At 41.0% G+C, this 24,862-nt stretch carries 20 protein-coding genes and 2 rRNA genes (1 of these 22 running past the window's edge); 7 read left to right on the top strand and 15 right to left on the bottom strand.

What is annotated here, in order from left to right:
• Positions 1-69 precede the first annotated feature (69 nt).
• The 3 genes from OM33_RS22310 (at position 70) to OM33_RS03670 (ending at position 3,245) form a co-directional block, all read left to right on the top strand.
• Positions 70-1,107 (top strand): GNAT family N-acetyltransferase, encoded by a 1,038-nt coding sequence (locus OM33_RS22310; RefSeq protein WP_081991002.1) that lies wholly within the window; start codon positions 70-72, stop codon positions 1,105-1,107.
• A gap of 105 nt (positions 1,108-1,212) precedes the next feature.
• The gene (locus tag OM33_RS03675; RefSeq protein ID WP_038638909.1) at positions 1,213-2,379 is read left to right on the top strand and encodes a hypothetical protein; all 1,167 of its coding nucleotides are present in this window, start codon (positions 1,213-1,215) and stop codon (positions 2,377-2,379) included.
• Positions 2,380-2,570: 191 nt separating this feature from the next.
• Positions 2,571-3,245 (top strand): TorF family putative porin, encoded by a 675-nt coding sequence (locus tag OM33_RS03670; RefSeq protein ID WP_038638906.1) that lies wholly within the window; start codon positions 2,571-2,573, stop codon positions 3,243-3,245.
• Between the two features lie 102 nt (positions 3,246-3,347).
• Here the strand turns inward: OM33_RS03670 and OM33_RS03665 are convergent, their stop codons facing one another.
• From OM33_RS03665 to OM33_RS03625, 9 genes are all read right to left on the bottom strand, one after another.
• Entirely contained in the window at positions 3,348-4,226 is an 879-nt protein-coding gene (locus OM33_RS03665) for an aldo/keto reductase (protein WP_038638903.1), read from the bottom strand.
• 114 nt (positions 4,227-4,340) lie between these two features.
• Positions 4,341-4,994 (bottom strand): fumarylacetoacetate hydrolase family protein, encoded by a 654-nt coding sequence (locus OM33_RS03660; protein WP_038638900.1) that lies wholly within the window; start codon positions 4,992-4,994, stop codon positions 4,341-4,343.
• Positions 4,995-5,008: 14 nt separating this feature from the next.
• Entirely contained in the window at positions 5,009-6,148 is a 1,140-nt protein-coding gene (locus tag OM33_RS03655) for a tetratricopeptide repeat protein (protein ID WP_038638898.1), read from the bottom strand.
• A gap of 122 nt (positions 6,149-6,270) precedes the next feature.
• The gene (locus OM33_RS03650) at positions 6,271-9,855 is read right to left on the bottom strand and encodes an ABC transporter permease/M1 family aminopeptidase (RefSeq protein WP_038638895.1); all 3,585 of its coding nucleotides are present in this window, start codon (positions 9,853-9,855) and stop codon (positions 6,271-6,273) included.
• Between the two features lie 9 nt (positions 9,856-9,864).
• On the bottom strand, positions 9,865-10,740 hold the full coding sequence (locus tag OM33_RS03645; protein WP_038638892.1) for an ABC transporter ATP-binding protein: 876 nt from the start codon (positions 10,738-10,740) through the stop codon (positions 9,865-9,867).
• A 306-nt stretch (positions 10,741-11,046) separates the two neighbouring features.
• The gene (ahpF, locus tag OM33_RS03640) at positions 11,047-12,612 is read right to left on the bottom strand and encodes an alkyl hydroperoxide reductase subunit F (RefSeq protein ID WP_038642978.1); all 1,566 of its coding nucleotides are present in this window, start codon (positions 12,610-12,612) and stop codon (positions 11,047-11,049) included.
• Between the two features lie 85 nt (positions 12,613-12,697).
• Positions 12,698-13,267, bottom strand: a complete 570-nt coding sequence (gene ahpC, locus OM33_RS03635; protein ID WP_038638889.1) for an alkyl hydroperoxide reductase subunit C — start codon at positions 13,265-13,267, stop codon at positions 12,698-12,700.
• A gap of 167 nt (positions 13,268-13,434) precedes the next feature.
• Entirely contained in the window at positions 13,435-13,740 is a 306-nt protein-coding gene (locus OM33_RS03630; RefSeq protein WP_038638886.1) for a hypothetical protein, read from the bottom strand.
• A 119-nt stretch (positions 13,741-13,859) separates the two neighbouring features.
• Positions 13,860-14,258: a hypothetical protein gene (locus tag OM33_RS03625; RefSeq protein WP_038638883.1), complete on the bottom strand. Its 399-nt coding sequence runs from the start codon at positions 14,256-14,258 to the stop codon at positions 13,860-13,862.
• 149 nt (positions 14,259-14,407) lie between these two features.
• Between OM33_RS03625 and OM33_RS03620 the strand changes: the two genes are divergently transcribed.
• Both OM33_RS03620 and OM33_RS03615 read left to right on the top strand, forming a co-directional pair.
• On the top strand, positions 14,408-15,085 hold the full coding sequence (locus OM33_RS03620) for a nitroreductase family protein (RefSeq protein WP_038638882.1): 678 nt from the start codon (positions 14,408-14,410) through the stop codon (positions 15,083-15,085).
• Positions 15,085-15,294 (top strand): DUF1653 domain-containing protein, encoded by a 210-nt coding sequence (locus tag OM33_RS03615; protein WP_038638878.1) that lies wholly within the window; start codon positions 15,085-15,087, stop codon positions 15,292-15,294. Before OM33_RS03620 ends, OM33_RS03615 begins: the two co-directional genes overlap by 1 nt.
• A gap of 64 nt (positions 15,295-15,358) precedes the next feature.
• On the opposite strand, the gene OM33_RS03610 is transcribed toward OM33_RS03615, so the two are convergent.
• The 3 genes from OM33_RS03610 to OM33_RS03600 all read right to left on the bottom strand — a co-directional run bounded on the left by OM33_RS03610 (position 15,359) and on the right by OM33_RS03600 (position 17,526).
• Complete coding sequence (locus OM33_RS03610; protein ID WP_038638876.1) at positions 15,359-15,562, bottom strand: zinc ribbon domain-containing protein; 204 nt, start codon at positions 15,560-15,562, stop codon at positions 15,359-15,361.
• Between the two features lie 15 nt (positions 15,563-15,577).
• Positions 15,578-16,516 (bottom strand): SPFH domain-containing protein, encoded by a 939-nt coding sequence (locus OM33_RS03605; RefSeq protein ID WP_038638873.1) that lies wholly within the window; start codon positions 16,514-16,516, stop codon positions 15,578-15,580.
• A gap of 131 nt (positions 16,517-16,647) precedes the next feature.
• Positions 16,648-17,526: an MBL fold metallo-hydrolase gene (locus OM33_RS03600; protein WP_038638870.1), complete on the bottom strand. Its 879-nt coding sequence runs from the start codon at positions 17,524-17,526 to the stop codon at positions 16,648-16,650.
• A 132-nt stretch (positions 17,527-17,658) separates the two neighbouring features.
• Here OM33_RS03600 and OM33_RS03595 point away from each other — a divergent pair, with 132 nt between their 5' ends.
• Positions 17,659-18,030 (top strand): BlaI/MecI/CopY family transcriptional regulator, encoded by a 372-nt coding sequence (locus tag OM33_RS03595; RefSeq protein ID WP_038638867.1) that lies wholly within the window; start codon positions 17,659-17,661, stop codon positions 18,028-18,030.
• Positions 18,023-19,222 (top strand): TonB family protein, encoded by a 1,200-nt coding sequence (locus OM33_RS03590; protein ID WP_052140887.1) that lies wholly within the window; start codon positions 18,023-18,025, stop codon positions 19,220-19,222. The genes OM33_RS03595 and OM33_RS03590 overlap by 8 nt, the downstream gene beginning before the upstream one ends.
• 64 nt (positions 19,223-19,286) lie before the next feature.
• On the opposite strand, the gene OM33_RS03585 is transcribed toward OM33_RS03590, so the two are convergent.
• The 3 genes from OM33_RS03585 to OM33_RS03575 form a co-directional block, all read right to left on the bottom strand.
• The gene (locus tag OM33_RS03585) at positions 19,287-21,581 is read right to left on the bottom strand and encodes a penicillin acylase family protein (RefSeq protein WP_038642974.1); all 2,295 of its coding nucleotides are present in this window, start codon (positions 21,579-21,581) and stop codon (positions 19,287-19,289) included.
• A 475-nt stretch (positions 21,582-22,056) separates the two neighbouring features.
• A 5S ribosomal RNA gene (gene rrf / locus OM33_RS03580) occupies positions 22,057-22,171 on the bottom strand.
• Positions 22,172-22,307: 136 nt separating this feature from the next.
• Positions 22,308-24,862 (bottom strand): 23S ribosomal RNA (locus tag OM33_RS03575) (it continues 326 nt past the right edge of the window).

Raw genomic sequence — 24,862 nt, 5'->3', positions numbered from 1 at the left:
CAGAAACTGTATCTGTTATGTATTTGATCTGAAAATTAAGATTTAAAGCATTACAGAAAAGGAGTCAATATGAACACATTAATTGAAACACCTCGAATGCTTATGCGGCAATTTACGCTCGAAGATGCTGAGCAAGTTTTTAAATTTAGCAGTAATGAAGATGTCACCCGTTACACTGGAGACGCTGGTTGGGTGAACACCATAAACGATGCCGAAAATATTATTCGCAATATTTGGTTAAAAGAATATAACGAGATTGGCTATGCACGCTTTGCCATAATCCTCAAAGAGAATAATCAAGTGATTGGGTTTTGTGGATTAAAATATGAACCTGAGTTAAATGCACCGGATATCGGCTACCGTATGCTGCCAGAATATTGGGGGAAAGGGTTAGGCATGGAAGCAAGTCGCGCTGCACTTGAATACGCATTTAACCAACTCGGCCTTTCTTATATTGTTGGTGAGGTAGATGTTGCTAATACCGCATCACATAAAATACTCACTAATCTTGGTCTTGTAGAGCAGAAACGCTATGAAAAGTGGGGGCATCATTTAATTCACCTAAGTATTGATAACTTTCCTGAAATCACATCCGACAAGTTCACGTTAGTTGAACAAACACAGGCACAGGCTGAAGCTGTTTTCCATCTTTTTTCTAGTTCAAAGGTGTGTGAGTTTTACGATCTTCCAACTATGAAAAGCCTAGCAGAAGCAAAAACACTTATTGAGCAAGATGAATTAATACGCAGACAAGGTAACGGGCATCGCTGGTTAATACAGTGCAACTCGCATAAACAAATTGTTGGCAGTTGTGGATACAAATATGATTTCGCAATACGCACAGCGAAAATTAGTATCGAGATCCACCCTGATTTCTGGCAACAAGGTTTCGCATCGAGTGCTATTACTACTATGACAAAATGGATGTTTACCCATATCGCCTCTTTAAATCGTATTGAAGCGGAAGTACTACCTGAAAACACTGCTTCGTCTATGTTGTTTACCAAACTTGGTTTTCATTTAGATGGTGTAATGCGTGAAAAAGGCGTTTGGAAAAATAAAACCCATGACCTTCAAGTTTTTAGTCAACTCAGGCGCGAAATTTAAGAAGTCAATATTGCATCAAAATTAGATCTCAGTATGATCCACAGCCCGCTTAGCGTAACGCTTTGCAGGACATTGTTAATATTATATTGGGGTCACTTACTAATTATGAAAAAATTGCTTACGTCGCCATCGAAAATGCCACTTTCTGAAGTGGAAGCAAACATCTACCAAAATATTTTAAAACTCATTCCAGATGTTAGCCTTAACCTAATGGCCGTAAAAGTAAGTAACCATCCAGAAGACTTTGCCGGCTGGTGTTATGAGTTAATTGATATTGTAAGCAAACGCGTAAATTTTGACCTACTTGAACCAAACCAACTACCTATTTTAAAGAAAATTCAGCAACAGCTAGAGGCGGGTATTGGCATTAGCCAAATTAAAACGCTACGTATTGCGCCTTGGCCAGTTGTATTTGATTCAATTCAGCAAAATAAAGAGCGCATTGTGCTAGATGAGCAAATTGCACTGCTTAAACATATTGAGAGTATTCGTGAAACCTCTCTGGTTGATATGATTGAAGAAGACAAGCTAGCGTTTGCCGGAAAGCATACGGCAAAACATGATCCGAACATCTATCAATTTGATGTTGAATGGTTTGCGTCAACCAAAACAGCCAAAGCGCTACATAATGTGATTGCCACCAGCTGTACTGACTTAAATGATGCGCTTAGTCATATTCCGTTAGAAGGTGAAATCACCTTTGAAAACTACATGGACTTTGTTCACGGTTACATTACAGCATTTGCAGCAGTTGATAATGAAAAAGCCACACTTGCGCCGGCAACACGCTTACTAGCCATGCGCCGCCCTGATTTTTTCACCCCAGTAACAGCAGCAAGCCTTGATATCTTATGCCAAGCGTTTGGCCTTGTAAGATTAAACAACCAAGACTTTGGCCGCTACTGGCATGACATAGTTATGGCAATTCACAAACAACCTTGGTTTATTGCAACAACACCTGAAGCCGAAGAAGAACAAGCTCTTTGGCAGTACAAAGCATTAGTACCATGTTGGTTTGCTTATTACAGTGACGATGCAAAAGAAAATTCTAACTACTACAAAGCACTTCATAAACCGAAACGCGCAAGCTCAGAAAAATCGAGTGGCCGTAAACGCGGGAAAGAATCAGCTGAAGCATTGGTTGATCGTGCGTTGGCAGCAGAAGATATGCCACAACATATTAAGAATATGCGCGATTCTATTGTAAAAGAAGTTGCTGCTGGTCGTAGCGTTGATGAAACCATCACTTTGATGCGTACTATTTTCGGCTAATTACAAAACAAGGTGCGCAGTTTTTGTGCACCTTGTAATTTTCACGCACCGAGTTAGTGCATTATTTTCAAATACTCATCTTGCCAAATTCATAATTCCCTACTAGTACTTTGATATTCTTGAACTTTTCAGTTTAGGCATAAACTTTGTTAATGGATAGTTAACTCAGCGCTACAATTTTAGGAATTATTATGAAAAAACAATTACTCACAACTCTCACTGCTACGAGTATCGCCTTTTTCTCAGCAGCAAGTTATGCAGAAGTAACCGCTAATGCTGCAGCTTCATCAAACTACTTATGGCGTGGTGTAACGCAAACTAGCGACAACGCTCAAGTGTCTGGTGGTATAGATTACAGCCATGAATCAGGGTTTTATGCGGGCACATGGGCATCAAATGTGGACTTTGGTGGTGATAAGCCAGGTTATGAACTTGATTTATACGCAGGCTTTGCTGGTGAAATGGGTGAGTTTGGTTACGACGTGGGTTATGTGTATTACGCATACCCTGATGCGGTTGACTCAATTGACTTTGGTGAACTTTATGGTGCGTTAAGCTGGAACTGGCTCGAAGGTAAAGTAAGTTATCTTAGCAATGCGCAGTCAGGTGCAACTTCAGAAGAAGATATGATTTACCTAGAGCTAAACGCAACTTTTGAAGTATTAAATGAAACCGAGCTTACATTCCACATTGGTAATTCGATGGGTGATACCGTTGCAGAGTGGTATGGCGAAGACGACAGCTATATTGACTACGGTGTGAGCATTGCAAAAGGCGGCTTCACTTTCGGTGTTGCGCAAACAGATTTAGATGCAGATGACGACTTAAAAGTTTATGTGGGCTTTGCCATGGACTTTGAACTCTAGCAATCAGTATTAATGCTTTAAACTAAAATTACTCCAACTTGCTACAACTAAGGGTGCCTTTCGGCACCTTTATTTCGTTTAGTAAATATCCAAGGCTAATTGTTATGGCACACTGTGACCTGTTGATGCTTGCCAAACGCTATACCATTGCTCACGACTCAAACGCACTTTACTTGCCGCAACTGCTGATTGAATACGCGCTAACTTTCCGGTACCTAAGATTACGCTCGGTTGACATGGTAACGTTAACAACCACGCATAAGCAGCTTGATCGACACTGTCTAACCCGGTTTCTTCGGCAACACTGTGTAATGCAGTTCTCACTCGTTGTGCTTGCTCTGTCTCAGCGAATAATCCGCCACCAGCAAGAGGCGACCAGAGCATAGGTGATATTTGATGCTGTTGGCATAAGTTAAGCGTACCATCATCGAGTGCCCCCATATGTAACGGCGACATTTCAATTTGATTGGTTACTAACTTAAAGTCTAAACGCGACTGCAATAACTCAAACTGTGAAATCGTAAAATTAGATACACCAAAGTTAAGCACTTTACCTTGCGCTTTTAGCTCACAAAAGGCGTCTGCAACTTCATCCGCATGCATTAAATAATCAGGACGGTGGATCAATAACACATCAAGGCGATCAGTTTTGAAATTACGCAATGATTGTTCTGCTGAAGCAATGATGTTAGCTTTACTTGAGTCATAATGTGCAGTTTTACCTGCAAAGCCATTTTCAGGCCAGGCCGGTTTAATACCACACTTAGTAATGATCTTAAGTTGATCTCTTAAATGAGGCGTTAATGCCTCACCAAAGAGTTTCTCACACTGGTATTGACCATAGATATCAGCATGGTCAACTGTATCTATGCCAAGCGCTAGCAGTTGCTCAATGAATTGTGTTAGAGAAGACCCGCGTTGCTGCCACTCATCTAAACGCCAAAAGCCAGCCACAAACGACGATAAATTAAATTCTTGCATATGATTCTCCTGAGTTTAGATACGCTTATTGTAAAGTGTGGCCAAACTCAGCGCATTGCTTCGCATACGTTTTCAGAAAAAAATAATGTTTTTGAATGAAATAAAAACCACTTTCTATGCAATTGTGCAATTAGCTAACGTTTCGCCATTAAGAGATACACTCAAGGTGTCCTGAATATTAAGCTTACCTACCCCTTCAGGTGTGCCCGTTAAAACAATGTCGCCCGGCTGTAATGAGAAATATCTGACAATTTCAGAAAGTAGTTGTTCTATTTTGAATATCATCAGGTTGGTGTCACCAGATTGGCGAAGCTCATTATTAATCGAAAGTGAAAATTCACTGTGCGTTAAATCACTCTCTGCTAGCGGTACAAAGCGCGACACTAAACAGCTTTTGTCGTAGGCTTTTGCGCGCTCCCACGGGTGCCCTTTCGCTTTCAGTTTTGCTTGCTCATCACGTAACGTAAGATCAAGCCCTACACCTAAACCAGCGATACAAGACTTATAATCAGCAATATTGCCCTTATTGAGTGGTTTACCAATTAACAACATTAGCTCCGCTTCATAATGGTGCTCACCTAACCTATGGTCTAACGCCACTTCCCCTTCTGCATTTACAATACTACTCGCTGGTTTTAAAAAGAGTAACGGCTCTGTAGGTACTTCATTACCGAGTTCTGCTGCATGGGCAACATAATTGCGCCCCACACACACAGCTTTGCCAATAGGAAGCTCAATAGCCTCACCGTTATTCCATAAATACGTCATTTAAAAATACCTTTTTATAGTGCTTGCGCCTGTGCCTTAAGTTCAGCCAAATAGCTTGCTTGTCGCTTTTTATGCCAAGTGAGCATATTAGCGGCAAGACTCACCGCCTTTTCTTGCAACTCAATGGCTTTTGCCAATTTATTACTTTGCACATAAGCCTTGGCTAAGTGGTGATAAGCGTATGCATCTTGCGGATAAAGCGCTAATGCTTGGTTAAATACCTTTATCGCTTGCTCTGGCGACGTTTCCAACAAGTGAAATCCCAGTGCATTAATTGACGATTTAGGTGATACTTCAAAACCAAACTTTTCAGTTGATAGACGCTTATAATGACCAACAATAGCTTCCACACCTTGCTTAGCTATTTGGGATTCAGGCGCCAAACCGTTATGAATCTCATCAAAGATCTGCTCTATGCCATACGCAGTAGATAACACCGGCAACGACATAAAATAATGCGCTTTATAATTTTGATATTGCCATTGTAATGATGCAGGTGCGTTTGCACTAATTTCTTCTTTTAATTGTGAATATCTATGCTGTTGATGATCTTCTTTTATGGTTTCGCCATGAGTAAACAGTAAATAACGCGGTTTATTATTTAGCTTGGCTAATTTCTTACCATAGTCCTTTAAAATATTGACACGCTTAGGCGTGAGCTCAGGGCTAATTACAATATGTGCATTAAACAAGTTCGGTTTATTCACTAAGCTTGAAAGCACCACCGAACCATTCACCCGAAAGCCACTAAAAATGCGAAAGCCGTTAGTACGGTATTGTTTATCAATTTCTGGCACTAATTGGGCTTCAAAAAAATCGAGTAAAGGCGTTGTTTTGCCTGTAGCATCAAATAACCGCCCTACCGGATTACCGTATGCAGGCGTCACAATAATGGTTTCTAACCAAGGCCATTCACCATTATGACTCATCCAATCATGCATACCCGGTAAGTAATTTTTGGCATTAGGGTGAAAGTCAAACATCAGCACATAGCGTTTGTTTTGTTTTTGCGAATAGCTTTTTGGCAACTGCACATTAAATTCCAATGGTTGCTCAAACCGCTGGTCTGCAATTGTCAGTACTACTTGTTCAGCTTTAAGAGATGTACTCAGAAATGAAAAGCCAAGCATTAGATAACATATTAAAAAGCGCATAATTTCCCTTTATGTTCAAAGTAGAAGTTAATCCAAACTACGGGATAACGTTATTCAAGTAAACTAAAAAGCCTTATCAGCAAAACTGATAAGGCTTGGTAAGTACATATGAATTATAAGTATTAAAGCTTCTTAATATTATCCCCGCTGTCGCGGTCGATTAGCTTCACAAATGGGTCAACACCGGCGAACTTAGGTAACTCTTTTACTTTCAGTTCAATAATGTTTTCACCCGATTTAATATTGTGCTTTTGTAAGTAAAGTACGGTGTTATCTGCTGATAAATCTTCAGGATCAGCGCTGAATAAGCCAATATCGACTTTATCGCTAAACTGTACTTCGGTTTCTTTACCTTTGCTGTCAGCGCGGTTTAGCTTAGCATCAATGGTGAGTGTTACTGTGTAGAATCCATTTTCATCTTGCTGTTCAGCAACTGCAACTTCCGTTGTTTTTAAATCGTATAAGCTAATATGCTCAAACAAGTTACTTACAAACTGCTTTTCGCTGTCATTTGCATCTTGTGAAATGTATGCCATTAAATCAAGCGTTGTTGGGTAAGGCGTGCTCTGATACTTAAATTCCGCTAAGAAATCTTTCAAAGCTTTGTTTAAACGCTCTTCGCCTAGACGGTCTTTTAACGACATCATTACCACAGAGCCTTTACGATAGTGAATGTACTGCTGGTTTTCACTGCGCATAAATGGCATTTCTTCCAGTGCTTCGGTAGTACGGCCACGTAAGTAGCGGTCTAGCTCGTATTTTAAGAACTTACGGATTTTCTCAGGACCATATTTCTTTTCCATTACCATTAACGCGCTGTATTGCGATAAGGCTTCAGAGATAATTGCGCTACCTTGTACATTTGCCGCGCCTACTTGGTGCCCCCACCATTGGTGAGCCACTTCGTGTGCTGTTACATAGTAAACAGGGTCAATGTTTTCAGGATCACGTAAGTCAGTAATAAAACCAATTTCTTCTGAATACGGCACTGTATTGGCAAAGCTCTGTGCAAATGAGCGGTAACCAGGAAACTCAATAATGCGCATTTGTTTATGCTGGTAAGGGCCAAACGCTTCGGTGAAGTAGTCAATCGAGTCTTTCACTGATTCAATCATACGATCCACATTCATATCATGCGTTTTATGATAGTAAATCTCGATATCAATCCCGTTATAGTTTTCCTTTTTCGCCTCTAAACGCGCAGACATAATTGAGTAGAAGTTCACCATAGGCGCATCCATTTGGTAATGGAAAATACGGCGGCCATTCTCTACTCGTTCTTCAGTTAAATAACCCGGTGCAATTGCAAACTGATCTTCCGACGTTGAAATGGTCGCCTCGAAGTCGATAAAGCCTGTACCTTTACCAAAGAAGCTTTCATTGTAGTAACGGTCGTCTTCTAATTTATTGGCACGCTCTAATGGCTCTAAACCATGTTTGCGACGTTTATGGCGGTCAACGATTTGGTAGCCTTCGTAGTAACCGAAGTGAGGTAATAAATCACCGTTGTTAATAAAGGTACCATTATTCAATAACGTAAAGTCCTCATTGCCTGCTCTAAAGCCTTTATGTTCACGCACTACACTTAACTTACCGCTGCGCGTTTCACCTGGCTGAAGAGGCTTATCAAAAGTAAACCATGCAAGGCTGTAGGTTTTATCTAATTCACCTAACGCGCCACCAGCTAACTCTACTGAGTACTGTTCGGTATAACGCGGTTTATGCACCATAAACTTCTCAATCGCCGTATCGCCCACATTGGTAAATTCAATATTGGCGGTTGCTTCGATTTTACGTGCTTCAGGGAAAATATCCGCGTTGATATTTACCTTAGTAATTACCGGAATATTATCTTCTTTGTGCTGAACATACGCTTTTTCATAGCCTGCTTGCTCAAGTTCATAATCATCCTGCTCTTGATAAACATGTAATACTCGAGTGTTTTGGTAAATGTAACTACCACTGGCAATAAAGATAATTAAACCAGCTGCAACGGTCGCTTTACCATAAGCACCTAAATAATAAGGTACTAACTTGATACGTGCTTTAAGTGGTTGCTCAGGGCCGCGATGCCAAAGCGCATAGCTCAATGCACCTAAGACTAAACTTGCACCTAACCAATACAACATAAACCAATTATGCGCTGTTAAGAAGTGACCATATTGGTTAATGTCTGAATAAGGCACGCTTGGCGCATCGGCAAATTGCCACATTGGATGACTAAAGCCAAAGTTAGAAAGCACTAATGTTCCAATGATGTACACCATAAACAAAAGCATACCGACATATTTGTTAGGGCTAATTACTTGAAGGAAGAATGCCATAACCACTGTCATCATCAATGGAACCAGGTTGATATAACCTAAACGGAATGCATACTGTGATAATTCAAAGTTGGTGTAGCCTTTAAGTGCTTGGTTAGCGACTGTAACAAACGTACCAAAGCTATATAGCAGTACGAAAACAAGTGCTATTGCAATGAATTTAGATAACCAAAAGGTAATGTTGTTTACAGGCATACTATCAATGATATCGCCCATACCTGAGTTGCGTTCACGCCAAACAACTTCTGCACTGTAGTAAGCTAATATCACCAGCATCAATAAACCGGTAGAGCCAGCCACTAATTGCACCATAGTTTGAGTTAATGGCCAATTAGGCGTGCCAAACATGCCTTGTGGGTCAAATAGAGGCGCCATTAACATAAAGCAGGTAATTAGACCTAAAATCAAAAATGGCGCGCTAAAAATCACTTGTTTCACTTCAAAAAGCGTACGTGTTTTGAGATGAGCAAGGGTATTGATTCGCGGGCTATTTTTAATGTTAATACGGTTTGCAAGTGCTGATGTGAAACTATCATTTACAGCTGATTTTTCAGCTTTTTTTGCTTTTACTTTAGTCAGAGTTAAACCACGTTTAAAGCCGCCAAACAACGCCAAAATAGCAATCGCTGCCACCAGCCAAATTACGCGGTTTTGCATTAGTACACCGCTTAACTCAATTGCAGAATTATTCTTCTCATGCATTGTCCAGTAACGGGTTACTTCAGCAAAAGCACTGTAACCAAATGGGTCAATTAATGCGGCTAATTCTCGATATGCAGGCTCACCGGCAAATTGCACTGCCACGTTATAACCAATAAAGAGCGCTACAGCACTTAAATACACACCCATCATTGAGCGGAAGCGAATAGCAATCGCGTAAAATATACAGGCGAGTACTAATAAAGTAGGTACCGATAAGTAGAAAAAAGCAGTGAAGTAATGACTAAATACCGTTGGCCCTAGTCGCTCAACATCAACCCATCCTGCAGCTGCACCCAGTGTAGTACCCAAAAAAATACCCAGCGGCACAAACGCAAATACAGTTAATACCACGGCAAATGAGCCAAAAAAGCGCCCTAGCTGATAGCTAACAGGGTTTATTGGCTTGGAATATAAAATCTCCGCCATTTTAGAGCTTTCATTACGGGTTGCCGTGCTTGCAACAAAGTTCACCACCAAAAAGATGGCAAAAAAGCCCAATATTAGTAGTGTTTGTGCGATAGAGAATGGGCCGTTATAAACCACATTACCGCCACCGCCAATTTGCACATTTTCAGATACAGTCGCAAAAAACGTCAGTAGAAAGAAAATACTGCTCGTAACAATAAACGAAGGTTGTCGAGTAAAGTAGCGCCACTCGAAGGCGAGCATTTTTAAAAACATATCGCCTCCTTACGCTGCATTTCGGTGTTGCAGTAGCGTTGAGAAATAAACATCTTCTAAGTTAGCCGGTGCTGCATCAAAACCTTCAGGTTGGTTTTCAGCCATTACATGCACAATGGTTTTACCAGCAAATAAGCGCTTTGAAATAAGTGGCATAGACGATTCAATTTCCTGTGCTTCATCAAGCGATACCGATTTTTTCCAAATCTGACCATTTAGCTGATCGGTAAGCGCTATTGGGTTACCCTCTAGTAAAATTTGACCCGATGCTAACACTGCCATATTTGGGCAAAGTTCAGATACATCTTCTACGATGTGCGTTGATAAAATGATGGCTTTTTCTTCACCTAGGCTTACTAATAAGTTGTGAAAACGGTTTCGCTCTTCAGGGTCAAGGCCCGCTGTTGGCTCGTCCACAATAATTAAATCAGGATCACCTAGCAGTGCTTGTGCAATACCAAAACGCTGACGCATACCACCAGAAAAACCGCTTACCGCTTTTTTACGATGCTGGAATAAATTAGTGTGCGCCAATAAACCTTCAACAGCTTCCTTACGTTCACCTTTACTTTCTAAGCCTTTTAAAATCGCCATATGATCAAGTAATTCATACGCACTAATACGTGGATACACACCAAAATCTTGTGGTAGATAACCTAGGCGTTTACGTAAACTTTGCGGATCATTGAATACATCAATACCATCAAAGGTAATTTGACCAGCATCTGCCGTTTGAAGTGTTGCGATAGTGCGCATCAATGATGATTTACCTGCACCATTTGGCCCTAATAAACCAAACATGCCTTTTGGCACTTCGAGATTTACATTATTCAGTGCTTTTACACCGTTGTCGTACGTTTTTGATAACCCTGTTATTGATAACATTTGCGTTCTCTTTTTTGTAATTGCCAATATTTCATCAGCCAGTCTAAGTAAAGTGAACGCAATATAACCACGTAAAAATGATTAAAGGTTAAATTCGGTGATTAACGGATTATTAACAAAAAAGCTGTTATTCAAACTAATCAGCGGCGGTACAGTTAATAACGGTCGTATTGTGTTGAAGGAATGAGCTTAAACAACTTACAGCTACAGTAAAGCCCATAGCGATAATGATTAACAAAAAAGCCGCCAATCTAATGATCAGCGGCTTTGCACATAATAGTGGGCGTATTATGTATAAGGGATAAACTATGCTACTTGCTGCGTACCATCAGCATGGCGAATTAAATAATCAAATGCGCCTAAACTTGCTGTTGCACCACTGCCCATTGCAATAATAATTTGTTTAAATGGTGTGGTTGTCGCATCACCAGCAGCATATACACCTGGCATTGATGTAGCGCCTTTGTCATCAATAACAATCTCGCCAAAAGGAGTTAATTCGATACTGCCTTTTAAAAACTCTGTATTTGGAATTAAGCCTATTTGCACAAAAATACCGGCAAGGGAAAGGCTATGTTCGTCGCCAGAGGCACGATCCGTATAATTTAGGCCAGTTACTCGTGTACCGTCACCGATAACTTCAGTGGTTTGTGCACTTTTAATAATTTCAATATTACCTAGGCTGTTGGCCTTTTTGATCAGCACTTCATCGGCACGTAACGTATCAGCAAACTCCAATACGGTAACATGCTCAACAATATTAGCTAAATCGATCGCGGCCTCGATGCCTGAGTTACCACCACCAATCACTGCCACTTTTTTGCCTTTAAATAACGGACCATCACAGTGCGGGCAGTAAGCAACACCTTTACCACGATATTCTTGTTCGCCCGGTACATTCATTTCACGCCAGCGTGCTCCTGTTGCCAAAATCACACTTTTACTGGACAGTGTTGCACCGCTTTCCAGTGCGACTTCTACGTTGCCAGACTTACCTAAGGTAACCGCTTTTTGTTGGGTAATAATATCAACATCATAGTCTTTAACATGTTCTTCAAGCTGTGCCACCAGCTTAGGCCCTTCTGTTTTTTGCACCGAAATAAAGTTTTCAATGCCAACAGTATCTGCCACTTGGCCACCAAAGCGCTCAGCTACAATACCTGTTTTTAAGCCCTTACGCGCCGCATAAATTGCCGCGGAGGCACCTGCTGGCCCACCACCGACTACAAGTACATCAAATTTATCTTTTTGTGACAGCAGCTCGGCTGTTTTTTCTGCTGCGCCATCATCAAGTTTATTGATAATGTCACTGAGTGAAAGTGCACCTTGGCTAAATAGCTCACCATTTAAATACACGCTTGGTACGGCCAAAATGTTGCGCTCTGACACTTCACCTTGGAACAGTGCACCATCGATCATTGTAACCGTAACATTCGAATTTAAAGCCGCAATTGTATTAAGCGCTTGTACTACTCCTGGGCATGTTTGGCAACTCAGTGAAATATACACTTCGAAATTAAGTGTACTTTGCAAACCCTTAATTTGTTCCACCTCCAGCTCACTTGCTTTGGTAGCAACGCCCCCTGTATGCAACAGTGCCAAAATTAAGCTTGTAAATTCGTGGCCCATTGGCACACCCGCAAAATTAATTTCGGTGCCTCTTTTCGGTGAACGAATTGAAAGCATTGGTTTGCGTGCAATTGAATCGTCTTCACGAATTAAAAAATGCTCACTTAGCGCTAAAAGATCATGTGCTAAGGCTTTTACTTCCTGTGATTTATCACTGTCATCTAAGGCAATGACCAGCTCTACAGGGTCGACAATACTGCTAAAATGGCTCTGTAATTGTGTTTTGATATTGTTATCTAAAATACTGTTCATGATGATCATTCCTTAAATGACATTAATCGGTAAACCAAATTGCTGCCTGCTCTAACAGGCAGCAAGGTAAGAGGTGTTAGATTTTGCCAACTAGGTCTAATGAAGGAGCAAGTGTTTCATCACCTGGCTGCCATTTAGCAGGACAAACTTCACCGTCATGTGATGCAACATACTGTGCTGCTTGGATTTTACGAACAAGTTCACCTGCATCACGGCCAATACCTAAATCGTGAGTTTCGATAACTTTAATCTCACCTTCAGGGTTGATTACAAATGTGCCGCGTAGTGCTAAGCCGTCTTCTTCAATCATTACACCGAAGTTGCGCGTAATACGGCCAGTTGGGTCGCCAATCATTGGGAACTGGATTTTCTTAATTGTGTCTGACGTATCGTGCCACGCTTTGTGTGTAAAGTGTGTGTCAGTTGATACTGAGTACACTTCAACACCCATTTCTTGTAACTTGCTGTAGTGATCCGCTAAGTCGCCAAGTTCGGTTGGGCAAACAAAAGTAAAGTCGGCTGGGTAGAAGAATACAACCGCCCATTTACCTAAAACGTCTTTTTCCGAAACTTCAACAAACTCACCATTGTGGTATGCCATTGCGTTGAAAGGTTGGATAGTTGTATTGATTAACGATGTGCTCATAATATTTCTCTCTATAATGTAATTAGTCATCGGAAAAATTAATTAATTTTTTCCGATTGGCTTGATATATAGATTAAGAAATTCAGTTAAAAAGATAAAACAGATTAATTTGATTACTATAATCGGTTTTTAAGAACATCATAAAGTGATCGGTTTTAGTCTGCTAATTAATGACTTTCACTAGCAGCATCATCACACTTGATTTTTTGCTCACCATAAAAGTAGATATTGTTTACTAAGGTATAAGAACCCGAAAGTAATCCTGATAATGGAATCAGTATAGGAGAGAGTACAACGCCAGAAACGCTATAAAAGGTATTTGTTGCTTTCGCAACATCGACTATTTTTAAAACTTTCTTATCACTGGAAAGTTCGCAACGCACATTTGCAATACGGGTTGCTTCTTGGTCTTTCACAGGGAAAACGACGCACCCTGAGAGTGAAAGTATAAGGATAAAAGTAACATTACGCATCGCCGAGTTCCTTGGTAAATTGCATAAGTTACTGTAACTCAACTTTCACAGAGAAAATGTAAAATACTGTGTGAAGTTAAACTGATAAGGCTGTTGTACAGCGCTTTTTATAAATGGCTTTATTCAAGTTCATTATTAATGTTATTTAAGTAAGTTTCAGCCATATTCGCCTGATGGTTCAACTGACTTTTTCCCACATAAAACTGACGAGCAGTATCATTGTTTTTAATTAAATATGCTTCCCCCATTGAAATACTATCATCCATCAAGTTTGAAACCGCTCTATAAGCTGCTATTGCCTTAGCTGTTTCTTTAATGTTTTGATCGTCAGAGGGTAATGTTCCAACGTCTGCTTGCGCGTTTTCTTTTTCATATAGAGCTTGTGCATTAGTAGATATGCTTACATTAACACTATTAGCTGTTACTGAATTATCTTCCTGCGGATGAGTAGCTGTATTACTTTGATGATTCAATTGGTATGAAGTATTGAATGGATTAGAGTTCATCGAAACTTGCATAGTACTTTCTCTCCTAGATCTTGATGATACTATCGTAGCGCCGAAAGTATTAACCTTTGCTTAACTAGACCATTTTTTGTTCAACACTTTAATCTAGCTTGATTAGATGAGGCATCTCGGGATATAACACAAATAAAAAGGGTAAAATAATGCAAGATCATCAATCAGTACCACTGTCTGACTTTATCGAATACTCTCAGGAAGAGATGTTACATCGGGCACAAACGTTTTTAGATACCAGTAAACGAAGGCACTCTATTCGCTCGTTCTCAAATAAACCTGTACCAAAAGAGATAATTGAAACCTGCATTAAGGCTGCGGCAACTGCACCAAGCGGTGCAAATCATCAACCTTGGCATTTTGTCGCAATCAATAGCATGGATGTTAAAAAGAAAATCAGAGAAGCAGCCGAAGATTTAGAACGTTCGTTCTATCAAGGTCGTGCAGGTGAAGAGTGGCTCGATGCACTGAAACCACTTGGTACAGATGATCAAAAACCCTACCTAGAGCATGCCCCTTGGTTAATTGCAATTTTTAGCCAAAAGAAAGGCGGTATCCACGCTGAAGACAAGAACACCAATTACTATGTGCATGAAAGTGTGGGTATTGCCACTGGGTTTTTAATTCAAGCACTTCATCATAGCGGCCTAGTTACACTCACACATACACCCAAACCAATGAGTTTTTTAACTGACATTTGTGGTAGAAACAAAGATAATGAGCGCCCTTATATGCTCATTATCGCAGGTTACCCAGCAAATGATGCAACAGTGCCTGAACACGCCTTAGTTAAAAAAGACATCACCGAAGTTTCGAGCTTTCTATAATGAAAATAAAACCAGGAAAATTCCAACATTTTAAAGGCAATTTTTACCAAGTAATTGATACTGTGACCCACAGTGAGACGCAAGAGACATTGGTGCTCTATAAACCACTCTATGGTGAGCAAGCGCTTTGGGTAAGACCCATTGAGATGTTTTTAGAAGAGATCGAGCGCGACGGTAAAGTATTTAAACGCTTTTCCTTGGTAGAATAAAAGCTATAAAGGCATGAAATCAAAATAAAAAACGCTGCAATTGCAGCGTTTTTTATTTCAAATTTTAGTTGGTAAATAAATCAAAAATATTACCTAAGGTACTTGTTTTACCGCGATAAAACTCAGTGTAAGTACAGTTCTTACAGACTACTGCGGTGAACTTCCTATTTTGCATATCAAAGATTTTTGACCAGCCACTGCCTGTTGTGGCTATTTCATCAGTATCGTAGCTTTGGCACTGACACTTAGGGCATGTCCATTTAGCCATAATCTCTCCTAATTATTATTTCTTTTTAGCATCCATTGACCACAGAATACTTTGGTCTGCTCCCATTACAGTCGTTGGCATTTGACCATTCCATTGCTGTGCACGTACATAATCAACTAACGTCGCATTTGCTTTAATCGCTTCCGCCTTCTTTTGAATTGCTTCAGCTTCTGCCAAACCTTTGAGCTTTATTGCCTCCGCCTGTGCTTCAGCTTCAACCCGAATTGAATATGCTTGACCATCCGCTTTTGCTTTAGCCGCATCACGTTGTGCCATCGCAGTATTCACTTCACGTTGCGCTTCCAACTTTTGACGTTCTAGACGGTGCATTTCGGCTGCCGCTAAGTTTTTCTCAGTCTGTTTCGTTTCAATTGATTGAATATACTTTTGAGGTAATACTAAATTCTCTAATTGTGCAGAGTCTAGTTTTACTGGATATTCTTTCATTTCTTCAACTAACAGCTCTTCAATTTGAGCAATTACTTGCGAACGGTTTTGAATTAACTCTTCTGCTTTATATCGAGCTAATGCATCTTTTGCTGCAGAACGTAATTTAGGGTCAAGAATACGACTTTCAAACTGCGTTAAACCACCATAGCTTTTGAATAAATCAAACGCTTGCTCACGCATTACAGTCCAGTTGATAGACACTTCAGCAGTTACTGGCATTTGTTCATGAGTTGAGGCATTTAGTTTTTCAACATTTTTTCGAGTACGGATTTCCAACACCTCAACATCATCAACGAAAGGTATTTTTGTGTGAAGACCTGGGTTCACTTGTTCTTTTGCTTCACCAAAACGCTTAATAATACCCACATGACCTTCATCAACCGTGTACATTGCAGAATAGATAAGAGATAAACCAAAAAGACCTGCAATAGCCCCGACAATCGGTCCTTTTTTCTTTGGTACCGACATAGTTAAGTCTTGTAAATCATTCTTTTCGTTCAACATACTTGTTACTCCCTTAGTTTAAGTGACACAAACAGTAACAAATTAATTGAGAAAAAGAAGAATAAAGTGATTTAGGGACTAACTCCGTGCTTAACGGAGTTAGAAGCATTTAAGCGGGAAGAAGGCTTTTTTTAATGATGATGCTTGCTTTTATCAGCATTCTTTAAGCTTAAATAAAATAGCTTTGTTACTCGTTCTTCTGGTAACCAGTTAGAATAAGTGAGCGCTAAACTAGCAAGGGGCTTTGATGCAAGTACATCTTCTAAACTCTTGTTATCTACCATAGCGTTGATCATTAACTCTCTCGCCTGCTTGAGTAGCGATAAGTAACTTTCTAAACCAGCTTTATTGGTGACCGGACCATGCCCTGGAATAACTTTTGTTGCACCATCTACTTTACTAAGCACATCAGATACGGCCTTGATAACACCATCTAAAGAACCACCACTATCAACATCAACAAACGGCAGGCTATTTAAATTAAAGAAAATATCACCAAGGTGTACTGCATTGGCTTTTTCATAAAATATGACCGCATCACCGTCAGTATGTGCATTATGATAATGCCATAGCTGGGCATGTTCATTGTTAAAATGCAGTGTCATATCTTTGCTAAAGCTAATCACAGGAAGGTATTTAGAGCCTTCTCCATGCTTTTCCTTTAAACGGCTGTACACATTGTGATGGGCGATTACATGACTGCCCGCATTAGCAAAGTTTTCATTACCACCGGTATGATCACCATGATGATGGGTATTAATTACAAATTCCGGTACACCACTCTTTAGTTTACTGATTTGCGCTTTTATTCCATCACTCAATTTCGCGAACTGGTCGTCAACAATATAGATCCCGTCATCACCTGTACTAATTGCTATATTGCCACCTTGTCCATACAGCACGTGTAAGTTATCTGATAGTTTTTCAAGCTTAAAACTAACGTCAGCAATGACTGAGCTGGTTGAAATCATCCCTATTGAGAGCAGTAATGATCTGGTTAACTTTTTCATAGCGTTCCTTATTTGTTTTCGTTCTTTTACGAGTTCTAACAATTTATGGATTAAAAAAACAGCAAAATATTACTTGACGAAAATGATTACAACTGTAATCCTTAAACAAGTTTAAATTACAGGTGTAATCAAATGGATATCAGTAATTCTGAATTTGAGGTACTTCAAGCATTATGGCGCGTTTACCCTTGTGACGCGCAAACTGTGGTAGAAGAACTCAACAAAGAAAAGAACTGGCATGAAAAAACAGTCAAAACATTACTAGGACGAATGGTAAAAAAAGGAGCGATTAACTTTGAGAAAAGCGGTCGTAGCTATATTTATTCTCCAGTACTTGAAGTAGACGCCTATCGCGCACAAGAAAGCGAAAGCTTAATTGAGCGATTATTTAACGGGCGTATTGCCCCTTTGGTAACAGGATTTGCTAAAAATAAAAATCTTAGCAAGCAAGACATCGATGAGTTAAAAAACCTAATCGACAACTGGGAACAAAAAAATGACTAACTGGTTATTAGAGCAACTATGGCCAATTAGTTTAGCCATAACTTGCACTTTGCTATGCAGTAAACTGTTAAAAGACCATTTAAGTGCCCGATTTCAATACGCACTTTGGTTAATCGTCCCAATGGTTTTACTGTTAAACAATTTACCCGTTTCAAGTGCTATATCATTTGAAACCGAGTTGCATCGATACGTTGTGTCAGTCACCACCCAGTCAAAATCTCTGGATGTCTATGGCTTACTCAGCATGGTGTGGTTAACTGGTTTTTGCTTAATGAGCTTTTTAGTGGTGTATGAACACCTATCCATAAGTAGAAAATTCAATGCTAGCAAACAATTCAGTCATAAGGTTAATAACCGTTTACCTGTCTATCTGAGCAATGCAGTAAATAGCCCGGTATTGTTTGGTTTAACAAATCAACGGTTATTTATTCCGCTTGATTTTCATCAAAGTTACGACAGCGAGCAAGCACAACTTATTTTCCAGCACGAGTGGGTTCACTTCGCACGCAAAGATAACTGGTTTAATGCCCTCGCAATTACCTTATTACTTACTTTTTGGTTCAACCCTCTGTGTTGGATTGGTTACAGCCAATACAGAAAACAACAAGAAGTCGCATGCGATGCTGCAGTATTAGCCCATGCCAATAGAACACAACGTATTGCCTATTGTCGCGCATTACTAGCTTGTGTTTCAGATAATAAAAACACACTTTCTAGCTACAGTTATTACACGGAGAAAAGCACTATGAAACAACGTTTAAATACAATTCAAAAAATGCCTAAAGGCAATATTTTGGTAAATCTTCTGTTATGTCTTGTTCTTTTTGCAGGTCTATCAAGCATTGCATTTGCTAAGTATGGTGAAGGCCATCAAAAACATAACAAAGCTGATGCGCAGCCCATTGTTCGTATTGAGCCAATTTACCCTAAAGAGGCTGCTGACCAAGGTATTGAAGGCTCTGTTGTATTAGGCTTTACTTTAACAGCAGATGGTCAAACGGATAACGTAAAAGTAATTTCGGCAGAGCCAAAAGGTGTATTTGACCGCGAAGCTAAACGTGCTCTAAAACAATGGAAGTACACACCTACGAAAAACACAAACAAGCAACATTTAGTACAATTAGACTTTGCCCTTTCAGAAAAATACAAATCAAAGGATTTAGTTGAGCGTATTAAAGTAAGCTCACATTAATCAATAAGCATCCTCAAGACTATTTGCTAAATAAAAGGGCATCAATTGATGCCCTTTTTAATTTTTATTGTGGATTAAAATCAATACGGTGCATTATTTCACCTGGTAATAGCGGCGTGTTAGCTTGCTTAATATAATCATCATATCCTGCACGGTAATAAGGCGATAAAGGATGACCACTTTGACCACCTGGTAAGGTCAATATTGCAGACTCTTCTGCTCCAGGTTGAACAAATAAACGTTGCGACGCGCCAAAACCCGTACCTTGAACTGCTGGCATAAAGCTATCGCCAAATGCTGGCGCTTTAGGCATATCGAGTAGTTTACTTAACAATGGAATCTGTTTACTAAATGGGTGTTGAATATTTAGTTCATTCACCTTTCCCCAATTTAGCTGTAGTAAAGAACCTTTTTCACTACCTGTATGTTTTACCAAAAGATCTTTTTTCATGTCTTGGTAGCTAGTTATAAGAAGATCAGGCCATGATGCTGCTGATTGCGGCAACCAAGTATCGGTAAAGCTATTAATTAACTGCCAAGCAGCTGGTTCGAGATCGCGTTTTATCGGAGATAGTGACAACCCTTCTGCCTGTAACTGCGCTTCTATCGGTGCAAAGAGTTTATCAATGATTGCTGAACGATACTTTCTCACTAAGGTATAACCCACAGAATCAGGGCATGCACATTCCCCCCAATTCTCAACAAGTTTAATGTCTTGCTGATAAATTTCTGGCGACAGTTTAAGTGTTTTAAGTAACAACGCTTGCCATGGTTTTAAAAACTGCGCTTTATTATCAAGCTGAATGTCATAAAAATCTTGCTCATTAAATTGTTCTTTTTCAAATAGTCGCTGTTTAATTTGCTCTGCACGCGCCCCGAGGGCATAGCCACCATTACCATAGCGTTTATCTTGCTCAACACTCACGACTCGACTATTTGCAGTCCATAATCGCCCATGCTCGGGGTTAAGTAAATATGGAACATCTGACGCGTCCTCACGCCAATTAGGGTCAAAGTCCTCTGGCATAATTGCAATTACACTTGGCGACTTTCGACCTGGTATTGCGCCCGTCGCTTGCCACGCAGCATTACCTTGATTATCAGTAACCAACATGTTCTGTACTGGAATACCTATGGTCTTAGCTATTGAGAGCGCTTCATCAACAGTGTTAGCTTGCTCTAAATTGAGTAATTCCATATCAACTGCATAATCTTGGTGGGCAACCCATTTAAGCGCATACTTTTTTCCACCAATATGCTTAACTGGACCAAAATCACTGACCTCTAACGAATAATCATAAACGCCATCCGGTGTTTTTATTTTTTCAATGACTGTCTGCGTTTCATAGTTACTGTCTAATTCAACCCAATCAACCGTATCGATATATGCATTAGTGAACCCCCAAGCAACTTTTCCATTGGTCCCAACCACAACAGCAGGAGCACCAGGTAAACTAACACCCGTTATTTGATGAGCCTCTTCATTAACAGCATAATTTAATTGTGTTCGATACCAAATAATCGGCACAGCTAAGCCTAAATGCATATCATCCGCAAGCAAGGCTTTGCCCGATGCTGTTAAACTACCTGTGACAGCCCAGTTATTGCTTCCAATATCCTTTGGCTCTGCTATCGGATATATAGTGGAGCTCAATAATCTATCGTTAATCACTGGAATATTGGGTTCAACTAATTCAAATTCAGAGCCATCAAGCGCCGCTTGGTGTTTGCTTGGTTGAGTTAGAAAGCGCACCATGTCAGTACCGAACTTGTCATTAATGAAACTTAACGTGAGGTCACGGCTAAAACTATTGGACTGCAGATCAAGGTACATACTGAAAATAACCAGCAAACTGTCCTCAGGTAACCAAACTGTTCGTTCTGCTCCTGCTAGCAAATATTCAAAGCTCGAATAGGGCATGTGACTTACAGCAAGGTTCACACCTTGCGAGTAACTTTTCAAAAGATTAATGTGATCATCAGGAAGTTGCTCAAGGATTAATTGACTACGCTTTCTAAATTGGTGAAAACGCATTTTCTTATCGAGCTCCAAAGCTGCTTTTCCAAAAAGAAAAGAAAGCTCTCCGGCTGCATTACGTCGTAACAAATCCATTTGAAAAAAGCGGTCTTGACCATGGGCATACCCCAGAGCAAATGCTGCATCGTTGCGAGAGTTAGCTTTTATTACTGCGTGACCAAGAGAATCTCTCTCAAGTGAGACTTTGTTTTTAACAACAACTGAAGTCGTTTTACCAGACAGTTCTGGTAAGCTTAGAGTAAGCACACCATATACAGTTGCGGTTGCTATTAGTGCTAATATTAAAAATAAAATAGATAGCTTTTTTATTATTTTTATCATCCAGCTGATCATCCACGTAATTTATTTGTTTTCTATCATAGTGATAGTGAGTGTAAGTTTCACCTACCAAATTAGATTTATTAAAACACAAACAATTTTGTATAAAAAAAAGACAAAACAGTTGTATTAAACAAGAAAATATTACTATACTTTACGCGTATACTGATTTTCATCTTTCCATTGTCTGATCTGCAAAAAGCTGGTTTCTCCTCCAGCTTTTTTCTTGTCTTGAATATTTAAGTTATTACACAGTAAATTCTGTTGATGACCGTTTTATTAATACTACCTGACTTTCTATATCACAACCTTCAGTGTCAGCTTAAAACTGTAGTTTCTTATAATTTATAAAGCGAAATTTTTAATTAAAGGCTTTTGGGTGTGAGTAAAAAATATAGGAATGTAGTTATAAATGCTTGCTTAGATCTATAAAACGCAAAAAGCCCGCTCATTGAGCGGGCTTTTTACTTAATTAGGAGCTTGGCGATGTTCTACTTTCACATGGGCGAACCCACACTATCATCGACGCTGTTTCGTTTCACTTCTGAGTTCGGCATGGGGTCAGGTGGTTCCAAAACGCTATAGTCACCAAGCAAATCTGGTTGACTTAAGAGCTTGTCTTAAATCTTAATCTGGAAAGCTTTTTTTAAGTAAATGTCTACTTTAGTATTTGTCTCTTTTTTCAGAGACTATTCAACTTCTAACGAGTCTAAACCACTTTGGCGTTGTATGGTTAAGCCTCACGGGTAATTAGTACGAGTTAGCTTAATGCCTCACAGCACTTCCACATCTCGCCTATCAACGTTGTAGTCTTCAACGGCCCTTCAGTTAACTCAAGTTAAAGTGAGAACTCATCTCGAGGCTCGCTTCCCGCTTAGATGCTTTCAGCGGTTATCGATTCCGAACGTAGCTACCGGGCAATGCAATTGGCATCACAACCCGAACACCAGCGGTTCGTCCACTCCGGTCCTCTCGTACTAGGAGCAGCCCCTCTCAATTCTCAAACGCCCACGGCAGATAGGGACCGAACTGTCTCACGACGTTCTAAACCCAGCTCGCGTACCACTTTAAATGGCGAACAGCCATACCCTTGGGACCGACTTCAGCCCCAGGATGTGATGAGCCGACATCGAGGTGCCAAACACCGCCGTCGATATGAACTCTTGGGCGGTATCAGCCTGTTATCCCCGGAGTACCTTTTATCCGTTGAGCGATGGCCCTTCCATTCAGAACCACCGGATCACTATGACCTACTTTCGTACCTGCTCGACGTGTCTGTCTCGCAGTTAAGCTTGCTTCTACCATTACACTAACCGTACGATGTCCGACCGTACTTAGCAAACCTTCGTGCTCCTCCGTTACTCTTTGGGAGGAGACCGCCCCAGTCAAACTACCCACCAGGCACTGTCCACAACCCCGATTCAGGGGCCTATGTTAGAACATCAACACTACAAGGGTGGTATTTCAAGGACGGCTCCACACAATCTAGCGACTGTGCTTCAAAGCCTCCCACCTATCCTACACATGTAGGGTCAATGTTCAGTGCCAAGCTGTAGTAAAGGTTCACGGGGTCTTTCCGTCTAGCCGCGGGTACACAGCATCTTCACTGCGATTTCAATTTCACTGAGTCTCGGGTGGAGACAGCGTGGCCATGGTTACACCATTCGTGCAGGTCGGAACTTACCCGACAAGGAATTTCGCTACCTTAGGACCGTTATAGTTACGGCCGCCGTTTACCGGGGCTTCGATCAAGAGCTTCGCCGAAGCTAACCCCATCAATTAACCTTCCGGCACCGGGCAGGTGTCACACCCTATACGTCTTCTTTCGAATTTGCAGAGTGCTGTGTTTTTAATAAACAGTCCCAGCCACCTAGTCACTGCGACTCTCGTCCGCTTAGAGAGCAAGTCTCATCACAGATAAGAGCGTACCTTCTCCCGAAGTTACGGTACAATTTTGCCTAGTTCCTTCACCCGAGTTCTCTCAAGCGCCTTAGTATTCTCTACCTGACCACCTGTGTCGGTTTGGGGTACGATTCGAAATAATCTGAAGCTTAGAGGCTTTTCCTGGAAGTATGGCATCAACAACTTCCACTCCGTAGAGTGTCGTCTCGTATCTCAGCCTTAGAAACCCGGATTTGCCTAAGTTTCCAGCCTACATACTTTCACATGGACAACCAACGCCATGCTTGTTTAGCCTGCTCCGTCCCCCCATCGCAATTATTCCAAGTACGGGAATATTAACCCGTTTCCCATCGACTACGCCTTTCGGCCTCGCCTTAGGGGTCGACTCACCCTACCCTGATTAGCATGGGATAGGAACCCTTGGTCTTCCGGCGAGCGGGTTTTTCACCCGCTTTATCGTTACTCATGTCAGCATTCGCACTTCTGATACCTCCAGCATGCCTCCCGACACACCTTCAACAGCTTACAGAACGCTCCCCTACCCCGCGAATAAATTCGCAGCCGCAGCTTCGGTGGTATGTTTAGCCCCGTTACATCTTCCGCGCAGACCGACTCGACCAGTGAGCTATTACGCTTTCTTTAAAGGATGGCTGCTTCTAAGCCAACCTCCTGGCTGTCTGGGCCTTTCCACATCGTTTCCCACTTAACATACACTTTGGGACCTTAGCTGGCGGTCTGGGTTGTTTCCCTCTCCACGACGGACGTTAGCACCCGCCGTGTGTCTCCCGGATATTACTTATTGGTATTCGGAGTTTGCAAAGGGTTGGTAAGTCGGGATGACCCCCTAGCCTTAACAGTGCTCTACCCCCAATAGTATTCGTCCGAGGCTCTACCTAAATAGATTTCGGGGAGAACCAGCTATCTCCCGGTTTGATTAGCCTTTCACTCCTAGCCACAGGTCATCCGCTAGCTTTTCAACGATAGTCGGTTCGGTCCTCCAGTCAGTGTTACCTGACCTTCAACCTGCCCATGGCTAGATCACCGGGTTTCGGGTCTATACCCAGCAACTAAACGCGCAGTTAACGCTCGCTTTCACTACGGCTCCCCTAAATGGTTAACCTCGCTACTGAATATAAGTCGCTGACCCATTATACAAAAGGTACGCAGTCACAGAACGAATCTGCTCCTACTGCTTGTACGTATACGGTTTCAGGTTCTATTTCACTCCCCTCACAGGGGTTCTTTTCGCCTTTCCCTCACGGTACTGGTTCACTATCGGTCAGTTGGGAGTATTTAGCCTTGGAGGATGGTCCCCCCATATTCAGTCAAAGTTTCACGTGCTCCGACCTACTCGATTTCACTGTAAATAAGTTTTCGTGTAC

The sequence above is a fragment of the Pseudoalteromonas piratica genome (assembly GCF_000788395.1).
GTDB classification, from domain to species: Bacteria; Pseudomonadota; Gammaproteobacteria; order Enterobacterales; family Alteromonadaceae; genus Pseudoalteromonas; species Pseudoalteromonas piratica.
This window is presented reverse-complemented; position numbering and strand designations above follow the sequence as displayed.